The sequence below is a fragment of the Acidovorax sp. FW305-C-20-28 genome (assembly GCF_058783375.1).
Genome location: NZ_JBYSYM010000002.1, coordinates 39709 through 66356, shown reverse-complemented (window position 1 = coordinate 66356; position 26648 = coordinate 39709). Strand labels below are relative to the sequence as shown.

Below are 26648 nucleotides of genomic sequence, written 5' to 3'. Positions count from 1 at the left end.
CCAGTTCGCGGCCCTGTCCGACAGGGACCACCGACGGTCTGCACGGATCATCGGACAATGAGCCGTCTTGTCGTCATCTCCAATCGCCTGGCCGATCCCCGCAAACCTGCCGCAGGAGGCCTTGCGGTCGCCCTTGGCGAGGCACTGAACCAGACCGGAGGGCTATGGTTCGGCTGGAGCGGCACCGTCGTCGAGGGCGGCACACCCGGCGAGGGCGAGCTCCACACCCGCCAGGCCGGGCCCGTGACCCTGGCCACGGTGGACCTGTGCCGCGAAGACCACGACACCTACTACCAGGGCTACAGCAACAGCGTGCTGTGGCCGGTGTTCCACTACCGGCTGGACCTGGCCGACTTCAACGCCAGCTACGTCGCGGGCTACCGCCGCGTGAACCAGATGTTCGCGCGCAAGCTGATGCCACTGCTGCGCGAGGACGACACCATCTGGGTGCACGACTACCACCTGATCCCGCTGGCCGCTGAATTGCGCGCCATGGGCTGCCGCCAACGCATCGGCTTCTTCCTGCACATCCCCATGCCACCGCCGCTCATCATGGCGGCCATTCCCCAGCACGAGTGGCTGATGCGCTCGCTCTTCGCCTACGACCTGGTGGGCCTGCAGAGCGAGGCCGATGTCTCGCACTTCACGCGCTATGTGCGCAACGAGGGCAGTGCCGAGGAAGTGGGCGCCCAGCGCCTGCGCGCGTTCGGCGGCACGGTGCAGGTGCAGGCCTTTCCCATCGGCATCGACGTGGACGAGTTCACGCGGCTCACGCAGGCACCCGAGGCCGTGGAAACCTGCGAGAACATGCGCGATGAATACTCGCGCCGGCGCCTGCTGCTGGGCATCGACCGGCTCGACTACTCCAAGGGCATACCGCACCGCGTGCGCGCCTACCGCGAGCTGCTCGACCGCTACCCCGAGAACCGCAACAGCGCCACGATGATCATGATCGCCTCGCCTTCGCGCGACGACGTGCATGCCTACTCGGACCTGCGCCACGAGCTCGAAGGCCTGTGCGGATCGGTCAACGGCGACTATGGCGAGCTCGACTGGATGCCCGTGCGCTACATCCACCGCACGGTGGCGCGCAAGCGCGTGCCCGGCCTGTGCCGCGCCGCGGCCGTAGGGCTGGTGACGCCGCTGCGCGACGGCATGAACCTGGTGGCCAAGGAATACGTGGTGGCGCAGGACCCCGAGAACCCGGGGGTGCTGGTGCTCTCGCGCTTTGCCGGCGCGGCCGAGCAGCTCAAGGAAGCCCTGCTCGTGAACCCCTACGACACCCAGGGCACGGCCGACAGCATCCAGCAGGCCCTGCAGATGCCGCTGGCCGAGCGCCAGGCGCGGCACGGCAAGCTCATGGCGCGCATCCGCGAATACGATGTGCACTGGTGGCGCAAGGCCTTCCTGGAGGCCTTGCAGGCCGCCAGCGAGTGAGTGAAGCCCTTCAAACGAACTTCGCGATCAGGCTGGCCACGAAGCTCAGCAGCAATGTGGAGGCGAGCGGGATATCCCACTCGCGCCCTCTCCACCGAAAGCGCAGGTCACCCGGCAGCTTGCCAAAGCCGATGCGCCGCAGCATGGGCGACAGCCAGCTGATGAACATCAGCGCAAGAAAGACGACGAGAAACCAGCGGAGCATGCCCCGAGTGTAGGCGTCTACCTGGAAACACCCCAGCGGCGCACCGTGAGCCTCTCCAGCGTATGGAAACCCAGGCTCTCGACCGCCAGGCCGATCAGGATCACCAGCACCAGGCCCGCGAACACCTTGTCGGTGTAGAGCTCGTTGCGGTTCTGGAAGATGTACCAGCCCAGGCCGCCCTTGCCCGACGACGCCCCGAACACCAGCTCGGCCGCGATCAGCGTGCGCCAGGCAAAGGCCCAGCCGATCTTCAGGCCCGACAGGATGGAGGGCAGCGCGGCCGGCACCAGGATCTGCAGCACATAGCGGATGCCGCTGAGGCCGTAGTTGCGCCCGGCCATGCGCAGCGTTTCGGGCACGGACTGGAAGCCTGCGTAGGTGTTGAGCGCCAGCGGCCACAGCACCGAATGGACGAGCACGAACACCAGGCTGCCCTGCCCCAGGCCGAACCACAAGAGCGCCAGCGGCAGCAGCGCGATGGCGGGCAGCGGGTTGAACATGGAGGTCAGCGTGGACAGCAGGTCGCGCCCGAACTGCGTGGACACGGCCAGCGTGGTGAGCAGGAACGCCCCCAGGATGCCTGCGAAATAGCCCTTGAGCAGCACCGACAGCGAGATCGCCGTCTTGGCCACCAGCTCGCCCGAGGCCAGGCCCTCAACCAGGGCCCTGGCGGTCTGCAAAAAGGTGGGCAGCAGCAGGTCGTTGTCCTGCCAGCGCGCAACCACCTCCCACAGCACGGCCAGCACCGCCAGGATCACCAGCTTGCGCACCCAGGCTTGCTGCCAGATGCGCGCCGCCAGCGGCAAGGGTTGCACGGGCGCGATGCCGCCCAGCGGCTCCAGGCTGCGCTCGAACTCGGGGCGCACGGGAGGGGTCAGCAGGGAGGAAGAAGCGCTCATACGGAGATCTGAAAAGGCAGCGAACCCGCGGGCCGCTGTGGAGGGATGAGCGGCACACCATCACGGCGGCCGGGCGCCAGGGCTTCGGCATCGGCCTGCACGGAGCCCGGCACGGCCGCCGCACCGGGTTCATCGAACAGCAGGCGGTGGATGCGCTGGGCCGTGGCCTGAAAGTCGGCACCGCCCAGGCTGTGCAGCCCGAACTGGTGGCTGTTGACCTCGGCGCGCAGCCGCCCCGGGTGCGGCGAGAGGATGGCGATGCGGTTGCCCACCACCAAGGCCTCTTCGATGGAGTGGGTGACGAAGATCAGCGTGAAGCGGAACTCGTCCCACAGCGAGAGCAGTTCCTCCTGCATGCGACGGCGCGTGAGGGCGTCGAGCGCGGCGAAGGGCTCGTCCATCAGCAGCACCTGGGGCTGCATGGCCAGCGCGCGCGCAATGGCCACGCGCTGCTTCATGCCGCCCGAGAGCTGGTGCGGGTGCACATCGGCGAACTTGGACAGGCCCACCTTGTCGATGTAGAGCGCCGCACGTTCCGCCGCTTCCTTGCGGCCCACGCTGCGCGAGGCCAGCAGCGGGAACATCACATTGTCGCGCACGGTCTTCCAGGGCGGCAGTTGGTCGAACTCCTGGAACACCACCACGCGGTCGGGCCCGGGCCGCGTGACGGCGCGGCCACCCAGCAGGATCTGGCCCTCGCTCGGCGCAATGAAGCCGGCGATGGACTTGAGCAAGGTGGACTTGCCGCAGCCCGAGGCGCCCAGCAGCACGAAGCGGTCGCCCGCATGCACGTCGAAGCCCACGCGGTGCGTGGCACGCACCACGCGCTCGCGCGTGCGGTAGTCGATGCTCACGCCCTGCACCTGCAGCAGCGCTGCGGAAGAACTGGCAGGCACGGCCGTATTGGCACCAGCCAGGCCCAGGGCCTGTACCTCGTCCTCCAGCGCCGCGCGTTCGCTCTGCAGCGGCGGCGAGAAGGGGCCCAGCCGGATGGTGTGCTCGCTCATGCCCGCATGGTCCTTCAGTTGCCCGACGCCGTGTGCGCGTCGTCGAAGAAGTAGTCCTTGAGCGCGGTCGGCTGGTTCTTGATGGCGCCCACACGGTGCAGGAACTGGCCCATGCCCAGCGTGTTCTCGGGGCGCACCTTGAACTGTACTTCGGGGTTCTGGATGATCTTGAGCAGCAGTGCGCGGTCGGTGTTGCCGCCGGCCACCTTGAGGTAGATGTCGGCCGCCTTCTCGGGGTTGGCGGCGACGAACTTGGCCGCCTCGTCCAGCGCATCGACGAAGGCCTTGTAGGTCTTGGGACTTTCGTTGCGGAATTTCTCGGTGGCATAGAGCACGGTGGCCGATGCGGGGCCGCCCAGCACGTCGTACGAGTTGAGCACGATCTTCGCCTTGGGGTTGCCGGCCAGCTCCTGCTCCTGGAAAGGCGGATTGCCGAAGTGGCCCGTGATCTCGGTGCCGCCCTTGATGATGGCGGCCGCTGCATCGGGGTGCGGCAGCGCCACCTGGATCTTGTCCAGGCGGTTGAACTCCTTGTCGCCCCAGAGCTTGGCCGATGCCATCTGCAGCACGCGCGACTGCACCGAGACACCGACGGCCGGCAGTGCGATGCGGTCCTTGTCGGTGAAGTCGGCAATGGTCTTCACGGCCGGGTTGTTGCTCACTAGGTAGTAGGGGAAATTGCCCAGCGAAGCCACGCCCTTGACGTTCTGGCGGCCCTTGGTGCGATCCCACAGCGTGAACAGCGGGCCCACGCCCGCTCCGGCGATCTCGATGTTGCCCGACAGCAGCGCGTCGTTGACGGCAGAGCCGCCCGACAGCTGCAAAAACTCCACCTTGATGTCCACGCCCGCGGCCTTGCCGTGCTTTTCGATCAGCTTGTTTTCCTGCGCCACATTGAGCAGCAGGTAGACGATGCCGAACTGCTGCGCAATGCGCAGCTGCCCTTCGGCCGCGTGGGCCGTGGCGCTCAGCCCGCCGGCCAGCAGCCCGGCGGTGGCCAGGGCGGCGATGGTCTTGCGCACGATGCGGCGGCGGGTGGTCTGGAACATGGTCATGGAATCCTGTGTGGGGTCAAAAAGAGAGATGCTTCAAGCGCTTGGGGGAGCCACGCCTCAGAAAGGCAGATCGCCCTCGATGGTGGTTCGGTAGAGTTTTCGCCGCTCGCTGTCGGGTGTGCCGGCCGCCAGATGGGTCACCGAGCGGTTGTCCCAGAACACCAGGTCGTGCGGCTGCCACTGGTGGCGGTAGGTGAACTCGGGGCGCACGCTGGCGGCGAACAGCTCGGCCAACAGGGCCTGGCTTTCGTCCTCGGGCAGGCCGACGATGCGCGTAGTGAAGTGCTCGCTCACGAACAGGGCCTTGCGGCCTGTTTCAGGGTGGGTGCGCACCACGGGGTGGATGGAGGGCGCCACCTCGTCGATCTGTGCCTGCGTGAGCTTCGGGCGCCAGGGGCTGCGCGCGCGCAGTTCCTCGTACTTGGCCAGGTAGCTGTGCTCGGCCTTGAGCGGCGCGATGCGGGCCTTGAGCGCTTCGGGCAGCGCGTCGTAGGCGGCGTGCTGGTCGGCGAACAGGGTGTCGCCGCCTTCGCCCGGCAGTTCCTGCGCGTGCAGCAGCGAGCCCAGGCTGGGCTTGTCCTTGTACGACAGGTCCGAATGCCAGTAGTGGCCCGCATCGCCCAGGCCGATGGGCTGGCCGGCGGCGTCCTTGATGTTGGAGACGATCAGGATCTCGGGATGGCCCGCCAGCTGAAAGTTCTTGAGCACATGGATCTGCAAGGGCCCGAAACGGCGGCTGAAGTCGACATGCTGCGCGGGCGTGATGCGCTGGTCGCGGAACACCAGCACATGGTGGTCCAGGTGCGCGCGGTGGATGCGCGCGAAGTCCTCACGGCCCAGCGGGCGCGACAGGTCCAGTCCCAGCACCTCGGCCCCCAGCGGGCCGGCTGCGCCCACGATGGAGCGGATCACCAGGCCTTGCGGCGGCGCATCGCCATGGTGGGCAGACGGGGAAGCGGATGCGGAAGACAGAACGGCCGACATGGAAAACCTCGTGGGAATCTGGGCAGGTGTGCCCTGAGGTCTGCACTCTAGGTGGAGGCTTTTATTCTGGGAACGAATGTTTTTTTGGTTATTAACAACCAAAACAGCTAAGACCGATTTCCCGCACCATGGCACACCGCTTGCAAGGGCATGCCATCATTGCCACGGCCCACCCATGCTTGCACCGATGCCGGCGACCTACCACCACACCCTCCACGGCCAGCGCTGGCTGTTCAACGACCTGCGCGAGGTCATGGCCAAGGCCACGCCCGCACGCTCGGGCGATGCGCTGGCCGGCATTGCCGCGCAATCGGCGGTGGAGCGCATGGCTGCGCGCATGTGCCTGGCCGATGTGCCGCTGCCCCGCTTCCTGAACGAGGCGCTGGTGCCCTACGAGAGCGACGAGGTCACGCGCCTCATCATCGACACGCACGATGCCACGGCCTTCGCCCCCATTGCCCACCTCACCGTGGGCGGCCTGCGCGACTGGCTGCTGGCGGCCGATACGGCCGCGCTCACCGCCGTGGCCCCCGGCCTCACGCCCGAGATGGTGGCTGCCGTGAGCAAGCTCATGCGCAACCAGGACCTGGTGGCCGTGGCGCGCCAGTGCCGCGTGGTCACGCGCTTTCGCAACACCATCGGCCTGCCGGGCCACCTGGCCGTGCGCCTGCAGCCCAACCACCCGACCGACGACCTGCGCGGCATCGCGGCCTCCATGGTCGATGGGCTGCTCTACGGTGCGGGCGACGCGGTGATCGGCATCAACCCGGCCACGGACAGCATTGCCGCCCTCACCGGGCTGGTGCACATGCTCGATGGCGTGGTCTCCACGCTGCAGATCCCCACGCAGTCGTGCGTGCTCACGCACGTGACCAACACCGTGCAGATGATCGAGCAAGGGGCGCCTGTGGACCTGGTGTTCCAGTCCATCGCAGGCACGCAGAAGGCCAACGCAGGCTTTGGCATCCACCTGGCCCTGCTGCGCGAGGCGCGCGAGGCCGCCCTGTCCCTGAAACGCGGCACGCTGGGCGACAACGTGATGTACTTCGAGACGGGCCAGGGCAGCGCCCTGTCGGCCAACGCCCACCACGGCGTGGACCAGCAGACCTGCGAGGCGCGGGCCTACGGCGTGGCGCGCGCGTTCTCGCCGCTGCTCACCAACACGGTGGTCGGCTTCATCGGGCCCGAGTACCTGTACGACGGCAAGCAGATCATCCGTGCCGGCCTCGAAGACCATTTCTGCGGCAAGCTGCTCGGTGTGCCGCTGGGCTGCGACGTCTGCTACACCAACCATGCCGAGGCCGATTCGGACGACATGGACACGCTGATGACCCTGCTGGGCGTGGCGGGCCTGACCTTCATCATGGGGGTGCCGGGGGCCGACGACATCATGCTCAACTACCAGAGCACCTCGTTCCACGACGCGCTCTACCTGCGCGAAGTGCTGGGCCTGAAGCGTGCCCCCGAGTTCGAGGCCTGGTTGCAGCGCATGCACCTGGCCGACGATGCGGGTCGGCTGCTGCCCGCCGCGCAGCAACAGACCGCCATTGCCCAATTGCGGCAGATAGGCATGCGCACATGACCCAACCTGCCCCCTCCATCGGCCCGCAGCCCGACCTCTGGGGCGACCTGCGCGCCCACACTGCCGCCCGGCTGGCCCTGGGCCGCGCCGGCACGGCCATCCCCACGCGCGAGCTGCTCGACTTCGGCCTGGCCCACGCCCAGGCGCGCGATGCCGTGCACCTGCCGCTCGATGCCGATGCGCTGGCAGCCCAGCTCGCCGGCCTGGGCTGCACCACGCTGCGCGTGGCCAGCGCCGCACCCGATCGAGCCACCTACCTGCTGCGCCCCGACCTGGGTCGGCGCCTGGACGCAGCCGACGCACGGCGGCTCGGCGATGCACCGCAGGCAGGCTGCGACCTGCTGCTGGTCGTGGCCGACGGCCTCTCGGCGCTGGCCATCGAGCGCAACGCCGTGCCCCTGGTGCAGGCCACCGTGCAAGGCACCCCGCAGGGCTGGCACATGGGGCCCGTGGCCATCGCCACGCAGGCGCGCGTGGCCCTGGGCGACGAGGTGGGCGCGCTGCTGGGCGCGCGCATGGTGGCCGTGCTGATCGGCGAGCGCCCGGGCCTGAGCTCGCCCGACAGCCTGGGCATCTACCTCACCTGGCAGCCCCAGCTGGGCCGCAGCGATGCAGAGCGCAACTGCATCTCCAACGTGCGGGCCGAAGGCCTGGCGCCCGCGGCTGCGGCGGCGCGCCTGTGGTGGCTGTGCGTGGAGGCCAGGCGCCTGGGCCTCACGGGCATTGGCCTCAAGGACCGCAGCGATGCGGTCACCCTGGATGCCACGCCTTCCGGCGGCCAACTGCCCGATAGGTAACACGGACGCGCTTACCCAACTTTCACTGCTTTCGATATTGCCGAATGTTTCGGCAGCTTGGATATCGGTTTTCCTTGCTTCGCAGGCGGGCCCCGGGTCCGCAGAATCCGGCGCTCCCCCCACTGCTGGAGCCTGCCCGTGAGCGCGACCCCGTCCCCATCCAACATCGATACCTCCTTCGGGAATTTGCGCATCCGCCGCGTGGCCGGCAGCCTGGGCGGTGAAGTCCTGGACCTGAAGCTTTCAGGCGAACTGGATGGCGCCACCATCGCCGACCTCACTGCCGCGCTGGTGCAGCACAAGGTGCTGTTCTTCCGCGGCCAGGCCCACCTCACCGATGCCAGCCACCAGGCCTTCGGCGCCCTGCTGGGCAAGACGGTGGCCCACCCCACTGTGCCCTCACCCGCGGGCACGCGCATCTTCGAGCTCGACGCCTCCAAGGGTGGTGGCCGCGCCGATTCGTGGCACACCGACGTGACCTTTCTCGATGCCTTCCCCAAGTACGGCATCCTGCGCGGTGTGAAGATCCCGGCCTACGGTGGCGACACGGTATGGGCCAACACGGCGGCCGCCTATGCGCGCCTGCCCGAAGACCTCAAACGCCTGGCCGACGGCCTGTGGGCCGTGCACAGCAACGACTACGACTACGGCGCCGAGCGCGTGGTGGTCGAGGAGGAGCGCCTGAACCACCACCGCAAGGTCTTCGTCTCGGCCGTGTACGAAGCCGAGCACCCTGTCGTGCACGTGCACCCGGTGTCGGGCGAGCGCGCGCTGCTGCTGGGCCACTTCGTCAAGAAGATCGCGGGTTTCTCCAGCACCGAATCGGCGCGCATCTTCGAAATCCTGCAGAACCGCGTGATCCGCCTGGAGAACACGGTGCGCTGGCAGTGGCAGCAGGACGATGTGGCGATCTGGGACAACCGCGCAACCCAGCATTTCGCGATCAACGACTACGGCAACCAGGCCCGTCTGGTGCGCCGCGTCACCGTGCACGGCGACCCGGCCGTGGCCGTGGATGGCCGCAGGAGCCGCACGCGCACGCGCCCCGAAGCCACCAACGACGCGCAGATCGACACCTTGATCACCGCCACGGCCTGACACCAGGAAAAATCCCCATGACCCAACGACGCCAATTGCTCCAGGCCGCTTCGGCCCTCGGTGCCACCGCCCTGCTGCCCGGCTTTGCCCAGGCCCAGAGCGGCGCCAAGAAGTTCCAGGGCGTGACCCTGAACGTCTCGACCTTCAGCGCGGCCTACCCCAAGCTGCTGCAGCAGTTCCTGCCCGAGTTCGAGGCGCTCACGGGCGCCAAGGTGAACTTCGACGCACCCTCCTTCCCGGTCTACAACCAGCGCGCCGATCTGGAGTTGTCCACCAAGGGTTCGGCCTACGACGTGGTCAACGTGACCTTCATCTATTCGAGCCGCTGGATCAATTCGGGCTGGCTCACCCCGCTCGACGACTTTATCAAGAACCCCAACCTCACGCCCGCCGACTGGGACGTGAACGACTTCCTGCCCGGCGCCCGCGCGCCCGAGACCGGCAAGGACGGCAAGCTCTATGGCATCCCATGGACCGCCGAGGCCCTGCTGTCCGCTTCGTCGCGCTTCGACCTGGTGCAGCAAGCCGGCTTGGCCTACCCCGACACCACGGACGACCTGGTCAAGGTGCTGCGCGCCGTGAACAAGAAGGAGCGCGTGGCGGGCTTCGTCTCCGACAGCCACTACGGCTGGACCTTCGTGCCCTACCTGCACGCCTTTGGCGGTGACGTGTTCCGCAGGGCGCCCGACGACCTGTACCCCACGCTCGACACGCCCGAGGCGATTGCCGCGGCCGAGTACTACGCCAGCCTGCTGCGCGAGTTCGGGCCCGATGGCGCCATCACCTACACGCCCGACCAGGTGACCCAGGCGCTCAAGCTTGGCCGCGTGAACTTCACCGACGCGGGCCAACTGCACCTGGCGCAACTCGGCGATGCCGCCACGAGCAAGACGATCAAGACGCTGAAGTTCGGCCAGGTGCCCAAAGGCCCGGCCGGGCGCTTTCCAGGCACGGCCGTGCATGGCCTGGGCATTCCCACAGGCTCGAAGAACAAGGAGGCCGCCTGGGCCTTCATCCAGTGGGCACTGTCCAAGCAAACCACGCGCAAGGCGGTGCTGGCGGGCTACGGTTCGCCCGCGCGCCGCTCGGACATCGACTCCAAGGAGTTCCGCGCCAAGCAGGTCATCAACGGCAACGACCTGGCGCAGTTGGCACTCGACTCGATCGAGCTGGCCTCCAAGACCGGGCACATGAAGTACCGCACGGTGTCGGTCTACCCGCAGGTGGACCAGCAGCTCAACAAGGCGATCGCGCTGATCGCCTCGGGCCAGGCCAGCGCCAAGCAGGCGCTGCAGCAGGCGCAGGCGCAGTCGATCACCGAGCTCAAGCGCGCGGGGCAGAACCTGTGACGGGCCAGCCGTGGGCACGCTGACCGCGCAAGCCGGCGTGGGCTGGGAGGCCGCGCGCCGGCGCGCCTTCCTGTGGGGCCTGCTGCCCTCGCTGGCGGTGCTGCTGCTCATCACGCTGGCACCGGCCACGGCGCTGCTGGTGGCCAGTTTCACGCCGCTGAGCCTGACGGATGCAGCCGCCACCTTCCACTTCAACGACCCGCTGGGCAACTACCGCCACCTGCTGGAAGACGAGCGCTTTCTGCGCTCCATCGCCACGCAGCTCAAGCTGTCGGCCTCCAGCGTGGCGCTGCAACTGGCGGTGGGCCTGGGCCTGGCGCTGCTGCTCAACGGCCGCTCCAGGCTGCTGGGTTCCACGCGCACGGTGTTCCTGATTCCCATGGTGCTGCCGCCCATCGTGGTGGCGCTGATCTGGAAGATCATGTACACGCCCGACGTGAGCCCCTTGCACCGGGCGCTGGAGGCCGTGGGCCTGCCCGTGCGCTCGCTCATCGCCAACCCCGACACGGCCCTGTGGGCCATCTCCATCGCCGACACCTGGCAGTGGTTTCCGTTCACCATGCTCATGGTGCTGGCCACCTTGCAGATGGTGCCCGACGAGCCGCTGGAGGCGGCCAGCCTGGACGGTGCCAACCGCTGGCAGCTGTTCATCTACATCGTGTTCCCCTACATCCGGCCGGTGCTGGTGGTGTGCGGGCTGTTCCGGCTGATCGACAGCTTCAAGGCCTTTCCGCTGATCTACGTGCTGACCGACGGCGGCCCGGGCACGGTGACCGAGGTGACCAACTATTACGGCTTCATCCAGGCCTTCAACTTTTCCTACTGGGGCTATGCCAGCGCCATCGCGATGGTGATCCTCGCGGGGGTGTTCGCGCTCAGCTGGCTGGTGGGCCGACTCGGATGGAACGACCATGACCATCAGCGCTGACGCCACCCTTCCTCTGTCGGCACCGCCCGCAGCCCACTCCAGTACCTCGCACCCCGCTGCGCGCCGCGCCGGCTGGCTGCGCCGCCATGCCCGCGGCCTGGTGGCCATCGCCCTGCTGCTGGTGGTGATGTTCCCCTTCCTGTGGCTGGTACTGCTGGCCTTCAAGCCCGGGGCGGAGATCTTCGAGGACAGCCTGCTCTTCGTGCCCACGCTGGAGGGCTTTCGCAGCCTGCTGCAGGGCAACTTCCTCAAGTCGTTCTGGAACAGCCTGGCGGTGAGCACCCTGTCCACCGGCCTGTCGCTGCTGATCGGCGTGCCGGCGGCCTATGCGCTCACGCGCTGGCAGTTCAAGTGGCGGCGCCATGTGGCACTGTGGATTCTGGTCACGCGCATGGCGCCGCCCATCGCCTTCACCATCCCGTTCTTCCTGGCCTACCGCTGGCTGGGCCTGCAGGACACCATCGCCGGCCTGGCCATCGTCTACCTGACCTTCAACCTGGCCATCGTGATCTGGCTCATGCAGACCTTCTTCGAGGCCGTGCCCACGGCCCTCGAAGAAGCCGCCTACATCGACGGCTGCGGCGTCTGGCAGGCCTTCTGGCGCATCACGCTGCCGCTGGCATCGCCGGGGCTGGCAGCCACGGCCGTGCTGTGCTTCATCTTCTCGTGGAACGATTTCTTCTACGCCCTCATCCTCACGCGCACCAACGCCATCACCGCGCCCGTGGCCATCGTCAACTTCCTGCAGTACGAAGGCTGGGAGTGGACCAAGATCGCTGCCAGCGGCACGCTGGTGATGTTCCCGGTGGTGATCTTCACGGTGCTGGTACGCACCTACCTCGTCCGCGGCCTCACCGCCGGCGGCGTGAAAGACTGACCGACATGGCTGCCCTTTCCCTCCACCAGATCGTCAAGCACTACGGCAGCACGCCCGTGATCCACGGCGTGGACATCGCCATCCAGGACGGCGAGTTCGTCGCCCTGGTCGGCCCCTCGGGCTGCGGCAAGTCCACGCTGCTGCGCGCCATCGCGGGGCTCGAAGCCATCACCAGCGGCGAAATCCGCCTGGGCGGGCGCGCGATCAACGACGTGGCGCCCAAGGACCGCAACATCGCCATGGTGTTCCAGAACTACGCGCTGTACCCGCACATGACGGTGGCGCAGAACCTGGGCTTCTCGCTCAAGCTGCAGGGCGAGGACAAGGCAGCCATCCAGCGCCGGGTGGGCGAGGTGGCGGCCATCCTGGGCCTGGAGCAACTGCTGGACCGCACGCCGCGCCAGCTCTCGGGCGGGCAGCGCCAGCGCGTGGCCATGGGCCGCGCCATCGTGCGCCAGCCCGACGCCTTTCTGTTCGACGAGCCCCTGTCCAACCTGGACGCCAAGCTGCGCGTGCAGGTGCGCACCGAAATCAAGGCCCTGCACCAGCGCCTGCGCACCACCACGGTCTACGTCACGCACGACCAGGTGGAGGCCATGACGCTGGCCGACCGCATCGTGGTGCTCAAGGACGGGCTGGTGGAGCAGGTGGGCGCGCCGCTCGAACTCTACGACCGGCCGGCCAATGCCTTCGTGGCGGGCTTCATCGGCTCGCCGGCCATGAACTTCATCCCCGGCCGGCTGCACCTGGATGGTGCGGCGCGCGTGGTGACGGACGATGGCCTGCACCTGCCCCTGGCCCAGCCCCCGCAGGGGCGCCACGGCGACAGCGTGCTCTATGGCGCACGGCCCGAGCACTTCGCTCTGGAGGCCAGCGGCGACGGCCTGCCCGCCCAGGTCAGGGTGGTGGAGCCCACCGGCTCGGAGACCCAGGTCGCCGTGCGGCTGGCGGGCGGGCATGACATCCTGGCGGCGTTCCGCGACCGCGTCGATGTGCGGCCGGGCGATGCACTCTGGCTGCGGCCCATGGCGGCGCAAGCGCACCTTTTCGACGCTACAAGCGGCGCACGCCTGAACTGATCCCGTGCCTCAGAGGCGGTGCGAGCGGTCGCCCTGGGCAAAGCCCACGGGCTCCCAGGCCTCGCCCACGCCCAGGGCAATGACCTTGAACAGCTCGCCCATCTCGTGCTCCATGATGAGCTTGGCGGCGGTCGCGCGTTCCAGCGCCGGCAGCTCCACCATGCGCTGCGCCAGCCCGCAGTTGATGAGAAAGTGCGCCTGCGTGGTGTAGCCCAGCACCTGCAGGCCGGCATCCTGCGCGGCCAGGGCCATGGCGGTGAAGTTGACGTGGGCGGTGATGTCCTTGCGGCCCACTGCCACCAGCGGGTCGCCATCGGCCAGGTGGCCCTGGTGGCACATCACCGTGCCCATGTGGCGCTGCGGATGGTAGTACTCGCTCTCGCCAAAACCATAGTCCAGCAGGAACACCGCGCCGCGCGTGAGGCGGTCGGCCAGGGTGCGGATGAAGCCCTCGCCCTGGGCATGGATCTCGGTCAGGTAGTCCTGCGGGCCTTCGACCTCCACGGGCGGGCGCAATGCGGTGGGCCGATCGGCCCAGGTGAAGGCGCCCTCGTGCAGCGCCACGCCGCGCTCATGCCACACGCCGCCCTGCTGGCCACCATGGCGCGCCAGCAGTTGCACGGGCATGGCGTCGAGCACTTCGTTGCCCACCACCACACCCTCGAAACGCTCGGGCAACGCATCCACCCAGCGCACCTTGTGCGCGTGTGCTGCCAACAGCGCCTGCTGGCGCGCGCGCAGGCTGCCCGACAGGTCAACGATCGTGTAGCGCTGCACGCGGTCGCCCAGGGCGTCGAGCAGTTGCAGCGCCAGCGCGCCGGAGCCGGCGCCGAACTCCCAGACCTCATTGGTCCCGGTGCGCTCGAAGGCCTCGGCCACCTGCACGGCCAGGGTCTGGCCGAACAGGGGCGTCAGCTCGGGCGCGGTCACGAAGTCGCTGCCCGACTCGGGCAGCAGGCCGAACTTGGCCGAGTCGTTGGCGTAGTAGCCCAGGCCGGGCGTGTACAGGGCCAGGGCCATGAACCGGTCGAAGCCGATCCAGCCGCCCGCGGCGGCGATGGCGTCGGCAATGTGCGCCTGCAAGGCGGTCGTTAAACTGTCGGGTGTTTTCGTCGTCACGGCCCGCATTGTCCCTCATGCCCTCTTCCCCCCGCCCCCGTACGGTGCTCGTCACCGGTGCCGCCAAGCGCCTGGGCCGCAGCATTGCGCTGGCGCTGGCCGCCGGTGGCTGGCAGGTGGCCGTGCACTACCGCAGCTCCGAGCAGGACGCCATGGCCACGGCGGCGGAATGCGCACGCCTGTCTTCGGCCACCAGCGCGCACTTCGATGGAGACTTCGACGACGAGGCCGCCGTGCGCGCCCTGGTGCCCCGCGTGGTGGAGCGTTTCGGCGCGCTGGATGCGGTCGTCAACAATGCCTCGCTGTTCGAGCACGACAACGCCGCCACCCTGGGCTACACGGCCCTGGAAAAGCACCTGCGCAGCAATGCCGGCGCCCCCGTGCTGCTGGCCCAGGCCCTGCACGAGCACCTGCAGGCGCGCGTGGCCGCGGGCGAGACCGATGCCCAGGGCGCTGTGGTCAACCTGCTCGACCAGAAGCTGTGGAACCAGAACCCCGACTTCATGAGCTACACGCTGTCCAAGGCGGCGCTGGAGGCGGCCGGCACCATGCTGGCGCTGGCCCTGGCGCCCCGCGTGCGGGTGGTGGGCGTGGCCCCGGGCCTCACGCTCACGAGCCACATGCTCAGCGACGAAAAATTCGCCCAGCTGCACGCCCTGAGCCCGCTGGGCCGCTCCTCCACCCCCGACGACGTGGCCGCCACCGTGCGCTTTGCGCTGGAAAACCGCTCCATCACCGGCACCACCCTGATGGTGGACGGCGGCCAGCACCTGATGAAGTTCGAGCGCGATTTTTCGCTGATGTGAGCGGGCCTGCGCCCGCACAGGACACCACCCCATGACGACCACCCACGCCACCGGCACCCAGATCCTTACCCTCACCGGCCTGCGCTTCGACGCCAACCTGGGCATCCTCTCGCACGAGAAGACCGATCCCCAGCCCATCCAGGTGGATGCCGAGCTGAGCCTGGGCGTGCAGCCGCTGTCGCCGCGCGACGATGACATCCTGCACGTGCTGGACTACCGCAAGGTGCGCCAGATCATCATCGACGAATGCCGCGCCGAGCATGTCAACCTGCTGGAGAGCCTGATCGGCAAGCTCGCCAACCGCCTGATGCAGCTGCCCGGCGTGCTGGGCGTGCGCGTGAAGATCGCCAAGCTGGAGATCTTCGACGACTGCGAAGTGGCGATCCGCATCGAAACCGGGCAGTGGTGACCTCTTTGCCGAAGACAAGTGCAGTGCTCGCCATCTGCTATGGAAAAAATCCAGCAGAGCTGATGTGTTCGCCTGGACAGAGGGCGAGATAGCATCGCCCCATGCTTTCGAAGCTTCGGCCAGGCCCTATCGCGGTGTGACCAGGGATGAAGCGGCGCAAGCAGCGTTGGGGGTCGTGCGCCCCACGACGCAGCGTGTCAAGCCATTGCCAGGAAATACTCAAACATGGATTGGGTCCCCATCGTCTTCGTGACGTTCAAGGTTCTCGTGTTCGGCACGGGAATGTTCTTTGCCATCAAGTGGCACTACGACCAAGGCAAGCAGAAGAAAAAGGAAGCCAGCGAAGCGCAGGCACCCGCCGATCACCCCCCGGGCGCCTCCGAGCAGTCGACCCATCCCCGCAGAGGGCCTTGGTAGGACGAGTCCTTCCGAGAGCGGACACCCCAGCCCCGGGTAGCCGCTCACCGCCTCGTGGCATTGCGCGAATGCAATCGCCTTCTCTGCCGGGCCCCTGCAGTGCAGGATTCCCCCGCGTCGGCCACGCGCCATGGTCGCATGCCGCCCCTCGGCTATTCTGGGCGCTTCCTTTGCGACCACCCCGGCCATGACGCAGTACGAGCAGCTTGCGGATGAAATCCATGCACTGATCCATTCGGGGTCATTGCGGGTGGGAGATCGACTGCCCTCGGTGCGCCAGTCCAGCGAGCGGCGGCAACTGAGCCCTTCCACCGTTTTCCAGGCCTACTACCTGCTGGAGTCCCGTGGCCTGATCGAAGCCCGCCCCCGTTCGGGCTACTACGTGCGCCCTCGGATTCCGGCATCCTTGCAGCGCCCCAAGACGAGCCGCCCGTCCCCGCGCCCCCACGGCGTGGCCATCAACGACCTCGTGGTTGCGCTTCTGAACCAGCCGCATGGCAGCCAGGTGGTGCCCCTGGGCTCGGCCTTCCTGGATCCCACGCTGTTCCCTGTGGACCGGCTGGCCCGCTCACTGGGCACCGCCATGCGGCGGCTGGCGCCAGCGAAGCTCATTGAAGAGCTGGCCACGGGGCAATTGCGCCTGCGCCAGCAGATTTCACAGCGCTATGCGGCCGACGGAATCCATGCCGGTGTCGACGAGATCATCATCACCAATGGCGCGATGGATGCGCTGAATCTCAGCCTGCAGGCTGTGACGCAACCTGGCGACCTGGTGCTTCTGGAGGCGCCTACTTTCTATGCCCCGCTGCAGGCCATCGAGCGCCTGAAGCTGCGCGCCCTGCAACTGCCGACCAGCCCTTCCGATGGCGTGAGCCTGGAATCCGTGGAGGCGGCGCTGGCGACGGGGGAGGTCAAGGTCTGCTGGTTCATGCCTACCTTCCAGAACCCGCTCGGGGCATTGATGCCGGACGAGAAGAAGAAGTCGCTGGCGGACTTGCTGGCCAGGTACCAGGTCCCCCTGATCGAGGATGACGTCTATCGCGACCTGTATTTCGGGTCCCGCAAGCCACGACCGGTCAAGGCGTTCGATCGCGACGGCTGGGTCATCCATTGCGCGTCGTTCTCCAAGACCTTGGCGCCAGGCTACCGCGTGGGGTGGGCATGCGCAGGACGGTGGACCCGCGATATCGAGCGGCTGAAGGTGATGAGCAGCCTTTCCGCGTCGATCCCGTCCCAGGCAGCCATTTCCGACTATCTGTCACAGGGGGGCTATGACCTGCACCTGCGTCGCATCCGGCAGACGATTCTCCATCACCGGGCGCTGATGGTCGACGCCATTGCAGAGTCCTTTCCAGCGGGCACCAAGGTCACGCAACCCGAAGGGGGCTACTTCCTGTGGGTGGAACTTTCCAGGCGCATAGACGCCCTCGATCTCATGCGCTCGGCCATGGCGGCCGGGGTGAGCCTCATGCCCGGATCCCTGTTTTCAGCCGACCGGCGGTTTGCCCACTGCATTCGCTTGAACTACTGCTCCACGGCCGCCGACAGGGTGGTCAGGGGCACCCGTATCCTCGGAAAGCTGGTGCACCAAATGATCGGTCAGGAATAGCCAGGCCCGGCCTGCAAAAGGCGTGGGAGCCTGGGCGGTCCAGCCATGGAAAAAGAAAGGGCCGTGGTCACCGACCACGGCCCTCGTCTTTTCCCACCCCCTCAATGGAGGCGGGAGCCCTTGGGCAGCCGTTTGGCCAGCCACTCGTGCACGTCCGCACGCACGTTGCGCCCGTCCAGCAGGAAGGACTCGTACCGGCTGGGCACATAGGGCAGGTACAGCAGGCGCATGCCGGCTTCCTCGGGCAGGCGGTCGGCCTTGTAGCCGTTGCAGCCGGCGCAGGCCGCCACGAGGTTGGTCCACGCGGTGGCGCCACCCCGCGACTGCGGCACGATGTGCTCGCACTGCAGGGCCTCTTCCGCGAAGGCATCGCCGCAGTAGGCGCAGGTGTGGCGGTCGCGGCGCAGCAGGCGGCGCTTGGTGAGCCCCGGCACCACGTCAAAGAGGTTGATCCGGGACACGCCGCGCAGCGCGATGATGGGTGCGATCTCCAGCACCGACTGGCGGCCCGTTGCCGCGTTGTGCCCGCCACGCAATGTGGCCAGGGCTTCGAGGCCGGCATCCCAGGCCACGGCGCCGCTGGCGTAATGCACGGCGGCCTGCTCGAGCGGCATCCACGACTGGGGCGTGCCATGCAGGTCCAGCTGCAGCACGCGCGGTGTCGGGGCCTGGGGCTTTCGGGTGGGGGTTTCGGGTTCGGTGCGGGGCATGGTGCTTCCTTTCTTGCTTTCTTGGCAATGCCGGGCGCAGCCGCCCAGCCAAGCGCACGCCCCGGTTCAACAACAACAGTCAATCAATGGAAAGAGCGGGCGTCCATCGGCAATCGATGGACGCCCAGGTGGATGCGTTGGGGCAGGCAGTGGGCGCACGAGCGCACACGCCGCTACCACTCGCCGACCTCGCGCACGCGCTGGTCGAGGTCCATGTGCTCCAGCCTGCGAGAGGCAGGAGCAGCGCGGACGGCCGCGCGAGGCAGACGAGCGCGCACGGATGCCAGGCGGGCCAGCCAGCCGGCGAGGCCGGAACGGCGCCGTGGGGCACCAAGGGAAAAGGAATGCTGGATGGCCATGGTGGTCTCCTGAAGGGTGATGGGATGAATGGAACGAGGTGGGTGGGTTGATGAAAAGGGGCAGACCGGGGAGGGATCGAACCTCCGTGTGGCGGAATCAAAATCCGCTGCCTTACCACTTGGCGACCGGTCAACAAGAAAGGGAAATAGGAGGAGCCGCAGACAGGAGTCGAACCTGCAATCCCCGGCCATGAGACCAGGCGCCCCATCCGACAGGGCTGCTACGGCATGCCTGGCATTGCCAGGAAAAAAGATTGGCACGCGCGGAAGGAGTCGAACCCTCAACCGTCGGATTTGGAGGCCGGTGCTCTGCCAGTTGAGCTACACGCGTAGAAAGGAACCATGAAGCGACACGCGCTCCTGCCGGAGCGCATCTCCATTTCGGTTGTGTCTTCACGCGACCGCGGCCCTCAAGGGCACCGCGCATGCACGTCGCTGCACTGGGTGATCAATCCCAGCACATCCCGCCGGGCCGCGCATGCGGCCATCTCCGGCAGTAAAAGCAAAGGCACACCCGAAATGGAGAGAGGACCCAGGCGTGCGCTACACGCTGCCCTCTCTGCTTTCGATGGGCAGGCCAGCCATGGCTCCGGTGGAGCAGGCCGCCTGCAGCAAACTGTTAAAGAACGGGGTCCCCGGTGGGTCGATGCCCTTGGGGGCAGCGCTGGCGCTGCGAAAAGGTGGAAATGAAAACGCAATGAAAAAGGCCCGGAACCACCTGGTTGCCGGGCCTCTGCTGGAGAGATCGGGAGGGAGAACGCTCGGGGGCTACTGCCCTGCGTTGCAACCTCCGCCCGGGGGTGGAGCGGTATCCTCGAAACCATTGCTGCCCAGCCACTGCGGCTGGCTGCCATTGCCCTGCAAGTACGCACTCAACGCCATGCGCTGCTGCGATGCCGACAGTCGTTTGGCCAGGGACGGCATGGATGCCGAATGCACATGGGAGAACGGCGACGACCCGCGCACGGCCACGGCGCCCTGGCAGGGGCGGCGGAGGATGGCGGTGCGGATGGCGTTCACGATGGGCTTTCGGCGAAAAGTGGTTCGGTGGTGATCCAGAGGTGGAGGACACGGAGTCCTGATGGATGGGGACTGTAAATAGTCTTTACGCAGCGGTCAACACCCGGCACAATCTTTTTTCGCGTTTGTTGTTTTTTTCGTTGTGACCCCGCCCTCCCTCACCGTCCTGCGCCGCACCAATGTGCTGGTGCTGCACCGCCTTTTCCTCGAACAGCAGATCGCCGCCGGCAAGCCCGCCAAGGGCCTGGACCAGGCATTTGCCGCCTCGCTCGAGATCTCGCCCAGCATGTGGAGCCAGATCAAGAGCGCCCGCCCCATCGGTAATACGCTGGCACGCCAGATCGAGCGCCACGCGCAGGTGGAGCTCGGCTGGCTCGACGCGGAGCACGCCACGGCGCACCCCGACCCGGCGGAAGAGCGCTTTCTGGACCTGGCGCGCCAGGCCTGGCGTGCGGCCAATGCCAAAGGCAAGCGCGAGATGCGGCTGTGGCTGGCAGAACGGGCACCGCCGGTGCCCGAAGCCCCCTCTGGCAGCGAGCCTCCAGAAGCGGGAAAATAACCCGCCAAGCCGGGGACGGAAGGCTCTGGAGAGCCCGCCCCAGCCCACGGGCGCGCGGTTTCGCCGACAATTGGGGGCTATTTCCGTCTTTTTTGGCCCCGGAGCCCCCCGCCCGGGCGCACCGCTTCACCCGACCCCAGAGTCCACCCTTTCCATGAGCGCAGTGATCAACGAAACCACCCAGGCCGGCTGGACCGCAGAGCCCCCCGAGCTGGCAGACGCTGGCGCCGATGCCGGCGCGGCCGCGTCCGGCCCTGCGCGCCTGAAGATCGAACGCGAGGCCCACAAGCTCGAAAAGCGCCTGTGCCGCGAGGTGGGCAAGGCCATTGTCGACTTCAACATGATCGAAGAAGGCGACAAGGTCATGGTCTGCATGTCCGGCGGCAAGGACAGCTATGCCCTCTTGGACATTTTGATCAAGCTCAAGGCGCGCGCGCCCATCCATTTCGACCTGGTCGCCGTGAACCTGGACCAGAAGCAGCCCGGCTTTCCCGAGCATGTGCTGCCCGAGTACCTGGCCAGCACCGGCGTGCCCTTCCACATCGAGAACGAAGACACCTACAGCATCGTCAAGCGCCTGATCCCCGAGGGCAAGACCACCTGCAGTCTGTGCAGCCGCCTGCGCCGGGGCATTCTCTACCGCGTGGCCGACGAGCTGGGCTGCACCAAGATTGCGCTGGGCCACCACCGCGACGACATTTTGCAGACCCTGCTGCTCAACATGTTCTTCGGCGGCAAGATGAAGAGCATGCCGCCCAAGCTGGTGAGCGACGATGGCCGCCACGTGGTGATCCGCCCCCTGGCCTACGTGACCGAGAAGGACACCACGCGCTGGGCCGCGCAGCGCAATTTCCCCATCATTCCCTGCAACCTGTGCGGCAGCCAGGAGAACCTGCAGCGAAAGCAGGTGGGTGAGATGCTGCGCGAGTGGGAGAAGAAGTTCCCCGGCCGTGTGGAGAACATGTTCAACGCCCTGCAGAACGTGGTGCCCTCGCACCTGCTGGACGGCAGCCAGTACGACTTCAAGAATGCGCGCGCCACGGGCGTGGCCAATGAAGACGGGGACAAGGCCTTCGACAAGGAAGAGTTTTCGGCGCCCAGCCCCTCCTTACCCGGTGTGCAGGTGGTGCAGCTGTCGTGAACCTCGGAACTGGATCGCGCTCCAAGATGGAAACGCCCAGGAGATTTTCATGACCCGTCGCTGGATTCCCGCCCTGCTGCTTGGCCTTGCCGCTGCCACCCTGGCCGGCTGCAGCACCACCCGCGTGGTGGAAGGCCAGGTGCAAAGCTTTTCCACCCTGGCGACCGCGCCCAGCCCGGCCACCTACCGCATCGACCGCCTGCCCTCGCAGCAGACGCCGGCCTTCGACGCCGTTGCCGCGCTGGCCGAGCAGTCGCTGGCGCGTGCCGGACTGCAGCGCGACGATGCCGCGCCCCGGCTGCTGGTACAGATCGGCGTGCAGGCCGGCACGGTGCCGCGCTACGACCCCTACTGGCCCTATGGCCCCCATGGTTTCTACGGCCCCTACCGCGGCTACTACGGCTGGGGTTATGGCGGCTGGTATGGCAGAGGCTGGCACGGTGGTTGGGGTGTGGGCGGGCTATGGCGCATGGGCGAGCCCACACCCCTGCACCGCCGCGCCGTGAGCCTGGTGATGCGCGATGCCGCCACCCAGGCCACGGTGTACGAGACCTCGGCCGTGCACGAAGACGTGTGGGTGGCAGACCCCGCCGTGTTCGGCATCCTGTTCGACGCGGCGCTGACCGGCTTCCCCAAACCCTCCGGCGGTCCCCGCCAGGTGCGCATTCCCCTGGCGCCCCCACCACCCTGATCCCTTCTGAATGCAAGCCACCCGCATCATTGCCGTACGCCATGGCGAAACCGCCTGGAATGTCGATACCCGCATCCAGGGTCACCTGGACATCCCTTTGAACGAGACCGGCCAGTGGCAGGCCCGGCAACTGGCCCAGGCGCTGGCCGGTGAGGCCATTGACGCCATCTACGCCAGCGACCTGCAGCGCGCCTTCGCCACCGCCCAGGCCGTGGCCGATGCCACGGGGGCGCCCATCACGCCCGAGCAGGGGCTGCGCGAGCGCAGCTTCGGCCACTTCCAGGGCCGCACCTTCAAGGAAATCGAGGCCGAACTGCCCGATGACGCACGGCGCTGGCGCACGCGCGAGCCCGATTACACGCCCGAGGGCGGTGAATCGCTGGTGATGCTGCGCGAGCGCATCGAGCGCACCGTGTTCGCGCTGGCCGAAAAGCACCCTGGCGAGCAGGTGCTGATGGTGGCGCATGGCGGTGTGCTCGACGTGCTCTACCGCCTGGCCACGCGCCAGGAGATCCAGGCGCCGCGCACTTGGCAGCTGTCCAACGCGGCCATCAACCGCCTGCTCTGGACCCCGGATGGCCTCACCCTGGTCGGCTGGGCCGATACCCAACACCTGGACAACGCAGCGCGCGATGAAAGCATTACCTGAAGCCTTGCGCGCCAGCATCGGCGCGCGGGTGGACCTGATCGACACCCCCGCCCTGGTGGTGGACCTGGACGCCATGGAGCGCAATATCCAGCGCATGGCCGAGTTCGCACGCAAGCACCGGGTGCGCTGGCGCCCGCACGCCAAGATGCACAAGAGCGCCGAGCTGGCCCTCTTGATGCAGCAGGCCGGCGCCCAGGGCGTGTGCGTGCAGAAGGTGGCCGAAGCCGAGGCGCTGGCCGCCGGGGGCGTGAACGACATCTACATCAGCAACCAGGTCGTGGCCGGGCCCAAGCTGCTGCGCACCGCCCGGCTGGCCGCGCAGCTGGCGGCACGTGGCGGCCGGCTGGCGATCGCGGTGGACAGCCCCGAGGGCATCGAGCGCCTGGCCGAGGCCATGGTGCTGGCCGGTGGCGAAGCCAGCATCGACGTTTTCGTGGAGATCGATGTCGGCCAGGGCCGCTGCGGCGTGCCCCCGGGCGACGCCTCCGTTCCCTTGGCCCAGGCCATCACGCGCCACGCCCCGCGCCTGCGCTTTGCCGGGCTGCAGGCCTACCATGGCCGCGCCCAGCACCTGCCGGGCATGGCCGAGCGGCGCGAGGCCATTGCCGGCGTGGTGCGTGCCGCGGCCGACACCCGCCAGCGCATCGAGGCCGCGGGCATTCCCGTGCCGCTCATCACCGGGTCGGGCACCGGCACCCTGGTGCACGAGGCCGCCAGCGGGGTGTATGGCGAGCTGCAGGCCGGCTCCTTCCTCTTCATGGATGCCGACTACGCGCGCAACGAGCGCGAGCCTGCGCAACCCCAGTTCGAGCACGCGCTGTTCGTCAAGACCCAGGTGATCTCGGTCTGCGACACCCATGCGGTGTGCGACGCGGGCCACAAGAGCCACGCCATCGACTCGGGCCTGCCCGTGGTGGCCCTGCTGCCCCCGGACCGCGCGCTGCGCTACGCCAATGGCGGCGACGAGCATGGCCTGCTCCATGCCGAGAGCCCCAAGACCCGGCTGCCGGCCCTGGGCCGCATGCTCTGGCTCATTCCGGGCCACTGCGATCCCACGGTGAACCTGCACGACCACCTGATCGGCGTGCGCGGCGGCCTGGCGCTGGGCACGGTGGAGCGCATCATCAGGGTTGATGCCAGAGGCGCGCTGACCTGATTGGGGCAAGAATCGGCGAAACCTCCGTGTTCGCCCTTCAATGAGCCCCAACCAGATCATCGTTCTCGCCACCCCGGTCTTCTTCCTGCTGATCGCCATCGAACTGGCGGTGGGCTACAAGCGCCAGCGCATCACCTACCGGCTGCCCGATGCCATCAGCAGCATCAGCCTCGGCATGCTGAGCCAGACCAGCGCGGTATTCACGCGCTTGCTGCGCATCGGCATCTATACCGCCGTGTTCGAGCATGTTGCGCTGTGGCGCAACGATGCCTTCTGGCTCAGCCTGCCAGGCTGGCTGCTGGCCCTGGTGTTCTACGACTTCTGCTACTACTGGCTGCACCGCATGGGCCACGAGTCGGCCGTGCTCTGGGCCGCGCACGCCGTGCACCACCAGAGCCAGGACTACAACCTGTCCACCGCGCTGCGCCAGACCAGTTCGGGCGCGCTGCTGGGCTGGATGTTCTATGTGCCCATGGCGCTCGCCGGCGTGCCGCCACTGGTGTTCACCATCGTGGCGCTGGTCGACCTGCTCTACCAGTTCTGGGTGCACACCGAGCAGGTGGGGCGCCTGGGCTGGTTCGACCGCTGGTTCTGCAGCCCCAGCAACCACCGCGTGCACCATGCCGTGAACGACGTCTATCTGGACAAGAACTACGGCGGCATCCTGATCCTCTGGGACCGGATGTTCGGCACCTTCAAGGACGAGGACGATCGGGAGCCATGCGTGTACGGCACGCGCGGCCTGCTCAACAGCTGGGACCCGCTGTGGGCCAATGCCCAGGTGTACGCCGGCCTGGCGCACGACAGCTGGCATGCGCGCAGCTGGCTCGACAAGCTCCGGGTCTGGATCAAGCCACCGGGCTGGCGCCCGGCCGATGTGGCCGAGCGCTTTCCCAAGCCGGCGTTCGACATCGCCCACATGCCGCTGTACCACCCGCCCATGCCGCGCGCCCTGCAGTGGTTTGCCGGCGTGCAGTTCGCGCTCATGCTGGCGGGCGTGGCGGCCTTTCTCTGGCAGGCCGATGCGGCGCCGCTGGCGGACAACGCCGTCTGGTTTGCCACCTTGCTGGCTGCCCAATGGGCCCTGGGTGCAGCGGTGCAGGGCCGCATCGGCATGGGCATGGCGCTCCTCATCGAATCGGCCGCCCTGGCCACGGCGACCAGCGTGCTCGGGCTGCAGGAATGGCACTGGCTGTTCAAGCCCCTGACCATAGTGATCGCCATCGCCGTGGTCGCCGGCCACCTGCGCGCGGCGGCGCCCGGCAGCGGGCTCGGCCGGTCCGAAGGCCGCTGGCTCATCGCCGCGCTGGCCGGCTCGCTCGCGGGCGACGTGTTCCTGATGTTCGGTGGCTTCTTCATCCCCGGGCTGGTGAGCTTTCTGCTCGCCCACCTGGGCTACATCGTGCTGTTCCGCAAGGGCGTGCCGTGGTTCGCACGGCGTGGCGCGCTGGTGGCCACGCTGGCCATCGGCGTGGGCATGTACGCCTTCCTTTGGCTGGGCGGGCTGCCTGCGGCCCTGCGCGGGCCGGTGGCGGCCTATGTGCTGGTGATCGCCCTCATGGCCGCCCAGGCCATCGGCCGGGCCCCCGTGCTCGGCGGGTGCGGGGCCTGGATGGTGGCCATCGGCGCGGGTTTCTTCATGCTCAGCGATGCCACGCTGGCCACCAACCGCTTCGTGCAGCCCCTGCCGCTCGCGCAACTGTGGGTGCTGTCCACCTACTACATTGCGCAGGTGCTGATCGTGGCGGGCATGCTGGAAGGGGCGCGCAGCCAGCACCGCGCGCAAGTCATCGGGGAAGGCTCTGCTGCGAGCGCGCCGGTGCCGTCGGCGGGGTATGCAGCGCCCCAGCCATGAGCAATGCCCCCCAGCCCAGAAAGAACCAGGCGCTGAGCAGCCACAGAAAGGTATCGGCGTTGCGCTGGCCGGGGTGGGACTGCAGGTTCAGCGCCGCTACCTCCTCGACCACCCCGGCGAGCCCCCGGCCCGCCACATAGTGGTAGGCCGCGCCACCCAGTGCCCACAGACCGAGGGCGAGCAGTGCCACACCGAGGCAGGCCAGCCCGGCACGCGGCCGCTTGCCAGCAGTGAAGAACCACAGGCCCGCTGCCACACCCAGCACCGCAATGCCCAGCCACCAGGGCTGCACGAAATCGCTGGCCACAGGCAGCACCCAGGGCCAAGCCCAGGGCAAGGGTTGCAGCAACCACTCGGAGCGTGGCATTGCCCCTGGCCAAGTGGCCAGCGAACCCCACATGCCAGGCGTGCTCAACAGCCACAGCAGCAGGCTGATGGCCGCGAGCGCCGCAGAGGCCAGCGCTGCCCACAGCCGCCAGCACGCCCATCGCAGCGCATCCAATGTGGGCACGAGCCCCTTGGCAAGGTAGGTGGCCAGGGCTGCAGCCAGGCACCACACGCTGGCCGCTCCCCATACAGCCACCCAGCCGGGCAGGTCCTCGAAGCCCTCGAACAGGAACACGGTGAGCTGGCCATAGAGCACCCCGCCCAGCCCATGCAACAGCAAGGTACCGATGACCAGGGCCAGCCCGCACGTGCCGAGAAACCGCTGTTGCGGTGCGAAGGCGTTCCACCGGGCCTTCAGTGCGGGCACCCAGTCCATGCCCGTGACATGGCGGGCGACCGGGGCATGGGCCCTGTCACGCTCACGCAGGTGCTTGCGGCGGCGGCTGGAGCGGGCCATTCGGGGT

Annotated in this window: 28 protein-coding genes and 3 tRNA genes; 18 read left to right on the top strand and 13 right to left on the bottom strand. The window is 67.8% G+C overall.

Translation table 11 applies throughout. The features are described from left to right. Nucleotides 1-57 precede the first annotated feature (57 nt). Nucleotides 58-1437: an alpha,alpha-trehalose-phosphate synthase (UDP-forming) gene (gene otsA, locus AC3WOH_RS03655; protein WP_492228054.1), complete on the top strand. Its 1380-nt coding sequence runs from the start codon at nt 58-60 to the stop codon at nt 1435-1437. Nucleotides 1438-1447: 10 nt separating this feature from the next. Here otsA and AC3WOH_RS03650 read toward each other — a convergent pair whose 3' ends face one another. The 5 genes from AC3WOH_RS03650 to AC3WOH_RS03630 form a co-directional block, all read right to left on the bottom strand. Then, entirely contained in the window at nt 1448-1642 is a 195-nt protein-coding gene (locus tag AC3WOH_RS03650) for a DUF2905 domain-containing protein (RefSeq protein ID WP_492228052.1), read from the bottom strand. 17 nt (nt 1643-1659) lie between these two features. Then, the gene (locus AC3WOH_RS03645) at nt 1660-2541 is read right to left on the bottom strand and encodes an ABC transporter permease (RefSeq protein WP_492228050.1); all 882 of its coding nucleotides are present in this window, start codon (nt 2539-2541) and stop codon (nt 1660-1662) included. Continuing rightward, the gene (locus tag AC3WOH_RS03640) at nt 2538-3548 is read right to left on the bottom strand and encodes an ABC transporter ATP-binding protein (RefSeq protein ID WP_492228049.1); all 1011 of its coding nucleotides are present in this window, start codon (nt 3546-3548) and stop codon (nt 2538-2540) included. The genes AC3WOH_RS03645 and AC3WOH_RS03640 overlap by 4 nt, the downstream gene beginning before the upstream one ends. 14 nt (nt 3549-3562) lie before the next feature. Further along, complete coding sequence (locus AC3WOH_RS03635) at nt 3563-4597, bottom strand: ABC transporter substrate-binding protein (protein ID WP_492228048.1); 1035 nt, start codon at nt 4595-4597, stop codon at nt 3563-3565. 63 nt (nt 4598-4660) lie between these two features. Continuing rightward, the gene (locus AC3WOH_RS03630; protein ID WP_492228047.1) at nt 4661-5587 is read right to left on the bottom strand and encodes a TauD/TfdA dioxygenase family protein; all 927 of its coding nucleotides are present in this window, start codon (nt 5585-5587) and stop codon (nt 4661-4663) included. A gap of 187 nt (nt 5588-5774) precedes the next feature. On the opposite strand from AC3WOH_RS03630, the gene AC3WOH_RS03625 reads away from it, so the two are divergent. The 7 genes from AC3WOH_RS03625 (at nt 5775) to AC3WOH_RS03595 (ending at nt 13297) form a co-directional block, all read left to right on the top strand. Next, the gene (locus tag AC3WOH_RS03625) at nt 5775-7169 is read left to right on the top strand and encodes an ethanolamine ammonia-lyase subunit EutB (RefSeq protein ID WP_492228292.1); all 1395 of its coding nucleotides are present in this window, start codon (nt 5775-5777) and stop codon (nt 7167-7169) included. Further along, complete coding sequence (eutC, locus tag AC3WOH_RS03620) at nt 7166-7966, top strand: ethanolamine ammonia-lyase subunit EutC (RefSeq protein ID WP_492228046.1); 801 nt, start codon at nt 7166-7168, stop codon at nt 7964-7966. Before AC3WOH_RS03625 ends, eutC begins: the two co-directional genes overlap by 4 nt. 138 nt (nt 7967-8104) lie before the next feature. Beyond that, complete coding sequence (locus AC3WOH_RS03615) at nt 8105-9064, top strand: TauD/TfdA dioxygenase family protein (RefSeq protein WP_492228045.1); 960 nt, start codon at nt 8105-8107, stop codon at nt 9062-9064. Nucleotides 9065-9081: 17 nt separating this feature from the next. Then, nucleotides 9082-10413 (top strand): ABC transporter substrate-binding protein, encoded by a 1332-nt coding sequence (locus AC3WOH_RS03610; RefSeq protein WP_492228044.1) that lies wholly within the window; start codon nt 9082-9084, stop codon nt 10411-10413. Between the two features lie 10 nt (nt 10414-10423). Continuing rightward, nucleotides 10424-11341, top strand: coding sequence for a carbohydrate ABC transporter permease (locus AC3WOH_RS03605; protein WP_492228043.1), 918 nt, complete (start codon nt 10424-10426; stop codon nt 11339-11341). Then, nucleotides 11325-12218: a carbohydrate ABC transporter permease gene (locus AC3WOH_RS03600; RefSeq protein WP_492228042.1), complete on the top strand. Its 894-nt coding sequence runs from the start codon at nt 11325-11327 to the stop codon at nt 12216-12218. Before AC3WOH_RS03605 ends, AC3WOH_RS03600 begins: the two co-directional genes overlap by 17 nt. Nucleotides 12219-12223: 5 nt before the next feature. Beyond that, nucleotides 12224-13297 carry an ABC transporter ATP-binding protein gene (locus AC3WOH_RS03595; protein WP_492228041.1) on the top strand — a complete coding sequence of 358 codons (1074 nt, stop codon included), beginning with the start codon at nt 12224-12226 and terminating at the stop codon, nt 13295-13297. A gap of 9 nt (nt 13298-13306) precedes the next feature. Here the strand turns inward: AC3WOH_RS03595 and AC3WOH_RS03590 are convergent, their stop codons facing one another. Next, nucleotides 13307-14425, bottom strand: coding sequence for a class I SAM-dependent methyltransferase (locus tag AC3WOH_RS03590; protein ID WP_492228040.1), 1119 nt, complete (start codon nt 14423-14425; stop codon nt 13307-13309). Nucleotides 14426-14433: 8 nt separating this feature from the next. Between AC3WOH_RS03590 and AC3WOH_RS03585 the strand changes: the two genes are divergently transcribed. From AC3WOH_RS03585 to AC3WOH_RS03570, 4 genes are all read left to right on the top strand, one after another. Next, nucleotides 14434-15222, top strand: a complete 789-nt coding sequence (locus tag AC3WOH_RS03585) for an SDR family oxidoreductase (protein ID WP_492228039.1) — start codon at nt 14434-14436, stop codon at nt 15220-15222. Nucleotides 15223-15253: 31 nt separating this feature from the next. Next, nucleotides 15254-15631, top strand: a complete 378-nt coding sequence (locus AC3WOH_RS03580) for a dihydroneopterin aldolase (RefSeq protein ID WP_492228038.1) — start codon at nt 15254-15256, stop codon at nt 15629-15631. A 225-nt stretch (nt 15632-15856) separates the two neighbouring features. Then, nucleotides 15857-16048, top strand: coding sequence for a hypothetical protein (locus AC3WOH_RS03575; protein WP_492228037.1), 192 nt, complete (start codon nt 15857-15859; stop codon nt 16046-16048). A 187-nt stretch (nt 16049-16235) separates the two neighbouring features. Continuing rightward, a complete protein-coding gene (locus AC3WOH_RS03570) occupies nt 16236-17657 on the top strand; it encodes an aminotransferase-like domain-containing protein (RefSeq protein ID WP_492228036.1) in 1422 nt (473 codons plus the stop codon). 101 nt (nt 17658-17758) lie between these two features. Here the strand turns inward: AC3WOH_RS03570 and AC3WOH_RS03565 are convergent, their stop codons facing one another. From AC3WOH_RS03565 to AC3WOH_RS03540, 6 genes are all read right to left on the bottom strand, one after another. Next, entirely contained in the window at nt 17759-18367 is a 609-nt protein-coding gene (locus AC3WOH_RS03565; protein ID WP_492228035.1) for an HNH endonuclease, read from the bottom strand. 173 nt (nt 18368-18540) lie between these two features. After that, nucleotides 18541-18726, bottom strand: a complete 186-nt coding sequence (locus AC3WOH_RS03560; RefSeq protein ID WP_492228034.1) for a short-chain dehydrogenase — start codon at nt 18724-18726, stop codon at nt 18541-18543. Nucleotides 18727-18787: 61 nt separating this feature from the next. Next, nucleotides 18788-18858, bottom strand: a tRNA-Gln gene (locus tag AC3WOH_RS03555). Nucleotides 18859-18880: 22 nt separating this feature from the next. Then, nucleotides 18881-18954: transfer RNA gene (locus tag AC3WOH_RS03550), tRNA-OTHER, on the bottom strand. 27 nt (nt 18955-18981) lie between these two features. After that, nucleotides 18982-19057 (bottom strand) — tRNA-Trp (locus AC3WOH_RS03545). 437 nt (nt 19058-19494) lie between these two features. Further along, entirely contained in the window at nt 19495-19746 is a 252-nt protein-coding gene (locus tag AC3WOH_RS03540) for a hypothetical protein (protein WP_492228033.1), read from the bottom strand. A 142-nt stretch (nt 19747-19888) separates the two neighbouring features. On the opposite strand from AC3WOH_RS03540, the gene AC3WOH_RS03535 reads away from it, so the two are divergent. From AC3WOH_RS03535 to AC3WOH_RS03510, 6 genes are all read left to right on the top strand, one after another. Next, on the top strand, nt 19889-20305 hold the full coding sequence (locus AC3WOH_RS03535) for a hypothetical protein (protein ID WP_492228032.1): 417 nt from the start codon (nt 19889-19891) through the stop codon (nt 20303-20305). 154 nt (nt 20306-20459) lie between these two features. Next, complete coding sequence (gene ttcA / locus AC3WOH_RS03530; protein WP_492228031.1) at nt 20460-21446, top strand: tRNA 2-thiocytidine(32) synthetase TtcA; 987 nt, start codon at nt 20460-20462, stop codon at nt 21444-21446. A gap of 49 nt (nt 21447-21495) precedes the next feature. Next, entirely contained in the window at nt 21496-22137 is a 642-nt protein-coding gene (locus AC3WOH_RS03525) for a DUF4136 domain-containing protein (protein ID WP_492228030.1), read from the top strand. 10 nt (nt 22138-22147) lie between these two features. Continuing rightward, nucleotides 22148-22786: a histidine phosphatase family protein gene (locus tag AC3WOH_RS03520; protein ID WP_492228029.1), complete on the top strand. Its 639-nt coding sequence runs from the start codon at nt 22148-22150 to the stop codon at nt 22784-22786. Further along, nucleotides 22770-23942: a DSD1 family PLP-dependent enzyme gene (locus tag AC3WOH_RS03515; RefSeq protein ID WP_492228028.1), complete on the top strand. Its 1173-nt coding sequence runs from the start codon at nt 22770-22772 to the stop codon at nt 23940-23942. The genes AC3WOH_RS03520 and AC3WOH_RS03515 overlap by 17 nt, the downstream gene beginning before the upstream one ends. Nucleotides 23943-23982: 40 nt before the next feature. Further along, complete coding sequence (locus tag AC3WOH_RS03510) at nt 23983-25797, top strand: lysoplasmalogenase family protein (protein ID WP_492228027.1); 1815 nt, start codon at nt 23983-23985, stop codon at nt 25795-25797. Here the strand turns inward: AC3WOH_RS03510 and AC3WOH_RS03505 are convergent. Then, complete coding sequence (locus AC3WOH_RS03505; RefSeq protein WP_492228026.1) at nt 25730-26641, bottom strand: hypothetical protein; 912 nt, start codon at nt 26639-26641, stop codon at nt 25730-25732. The two genes, AC3WOH_RS03510 and AC3WOH_RS03505, sit on opposite strands and share 68 nt — an antisense overlap. Between the last annotated feature and the right edge of the window lie 7 nt (nt 26642-26648).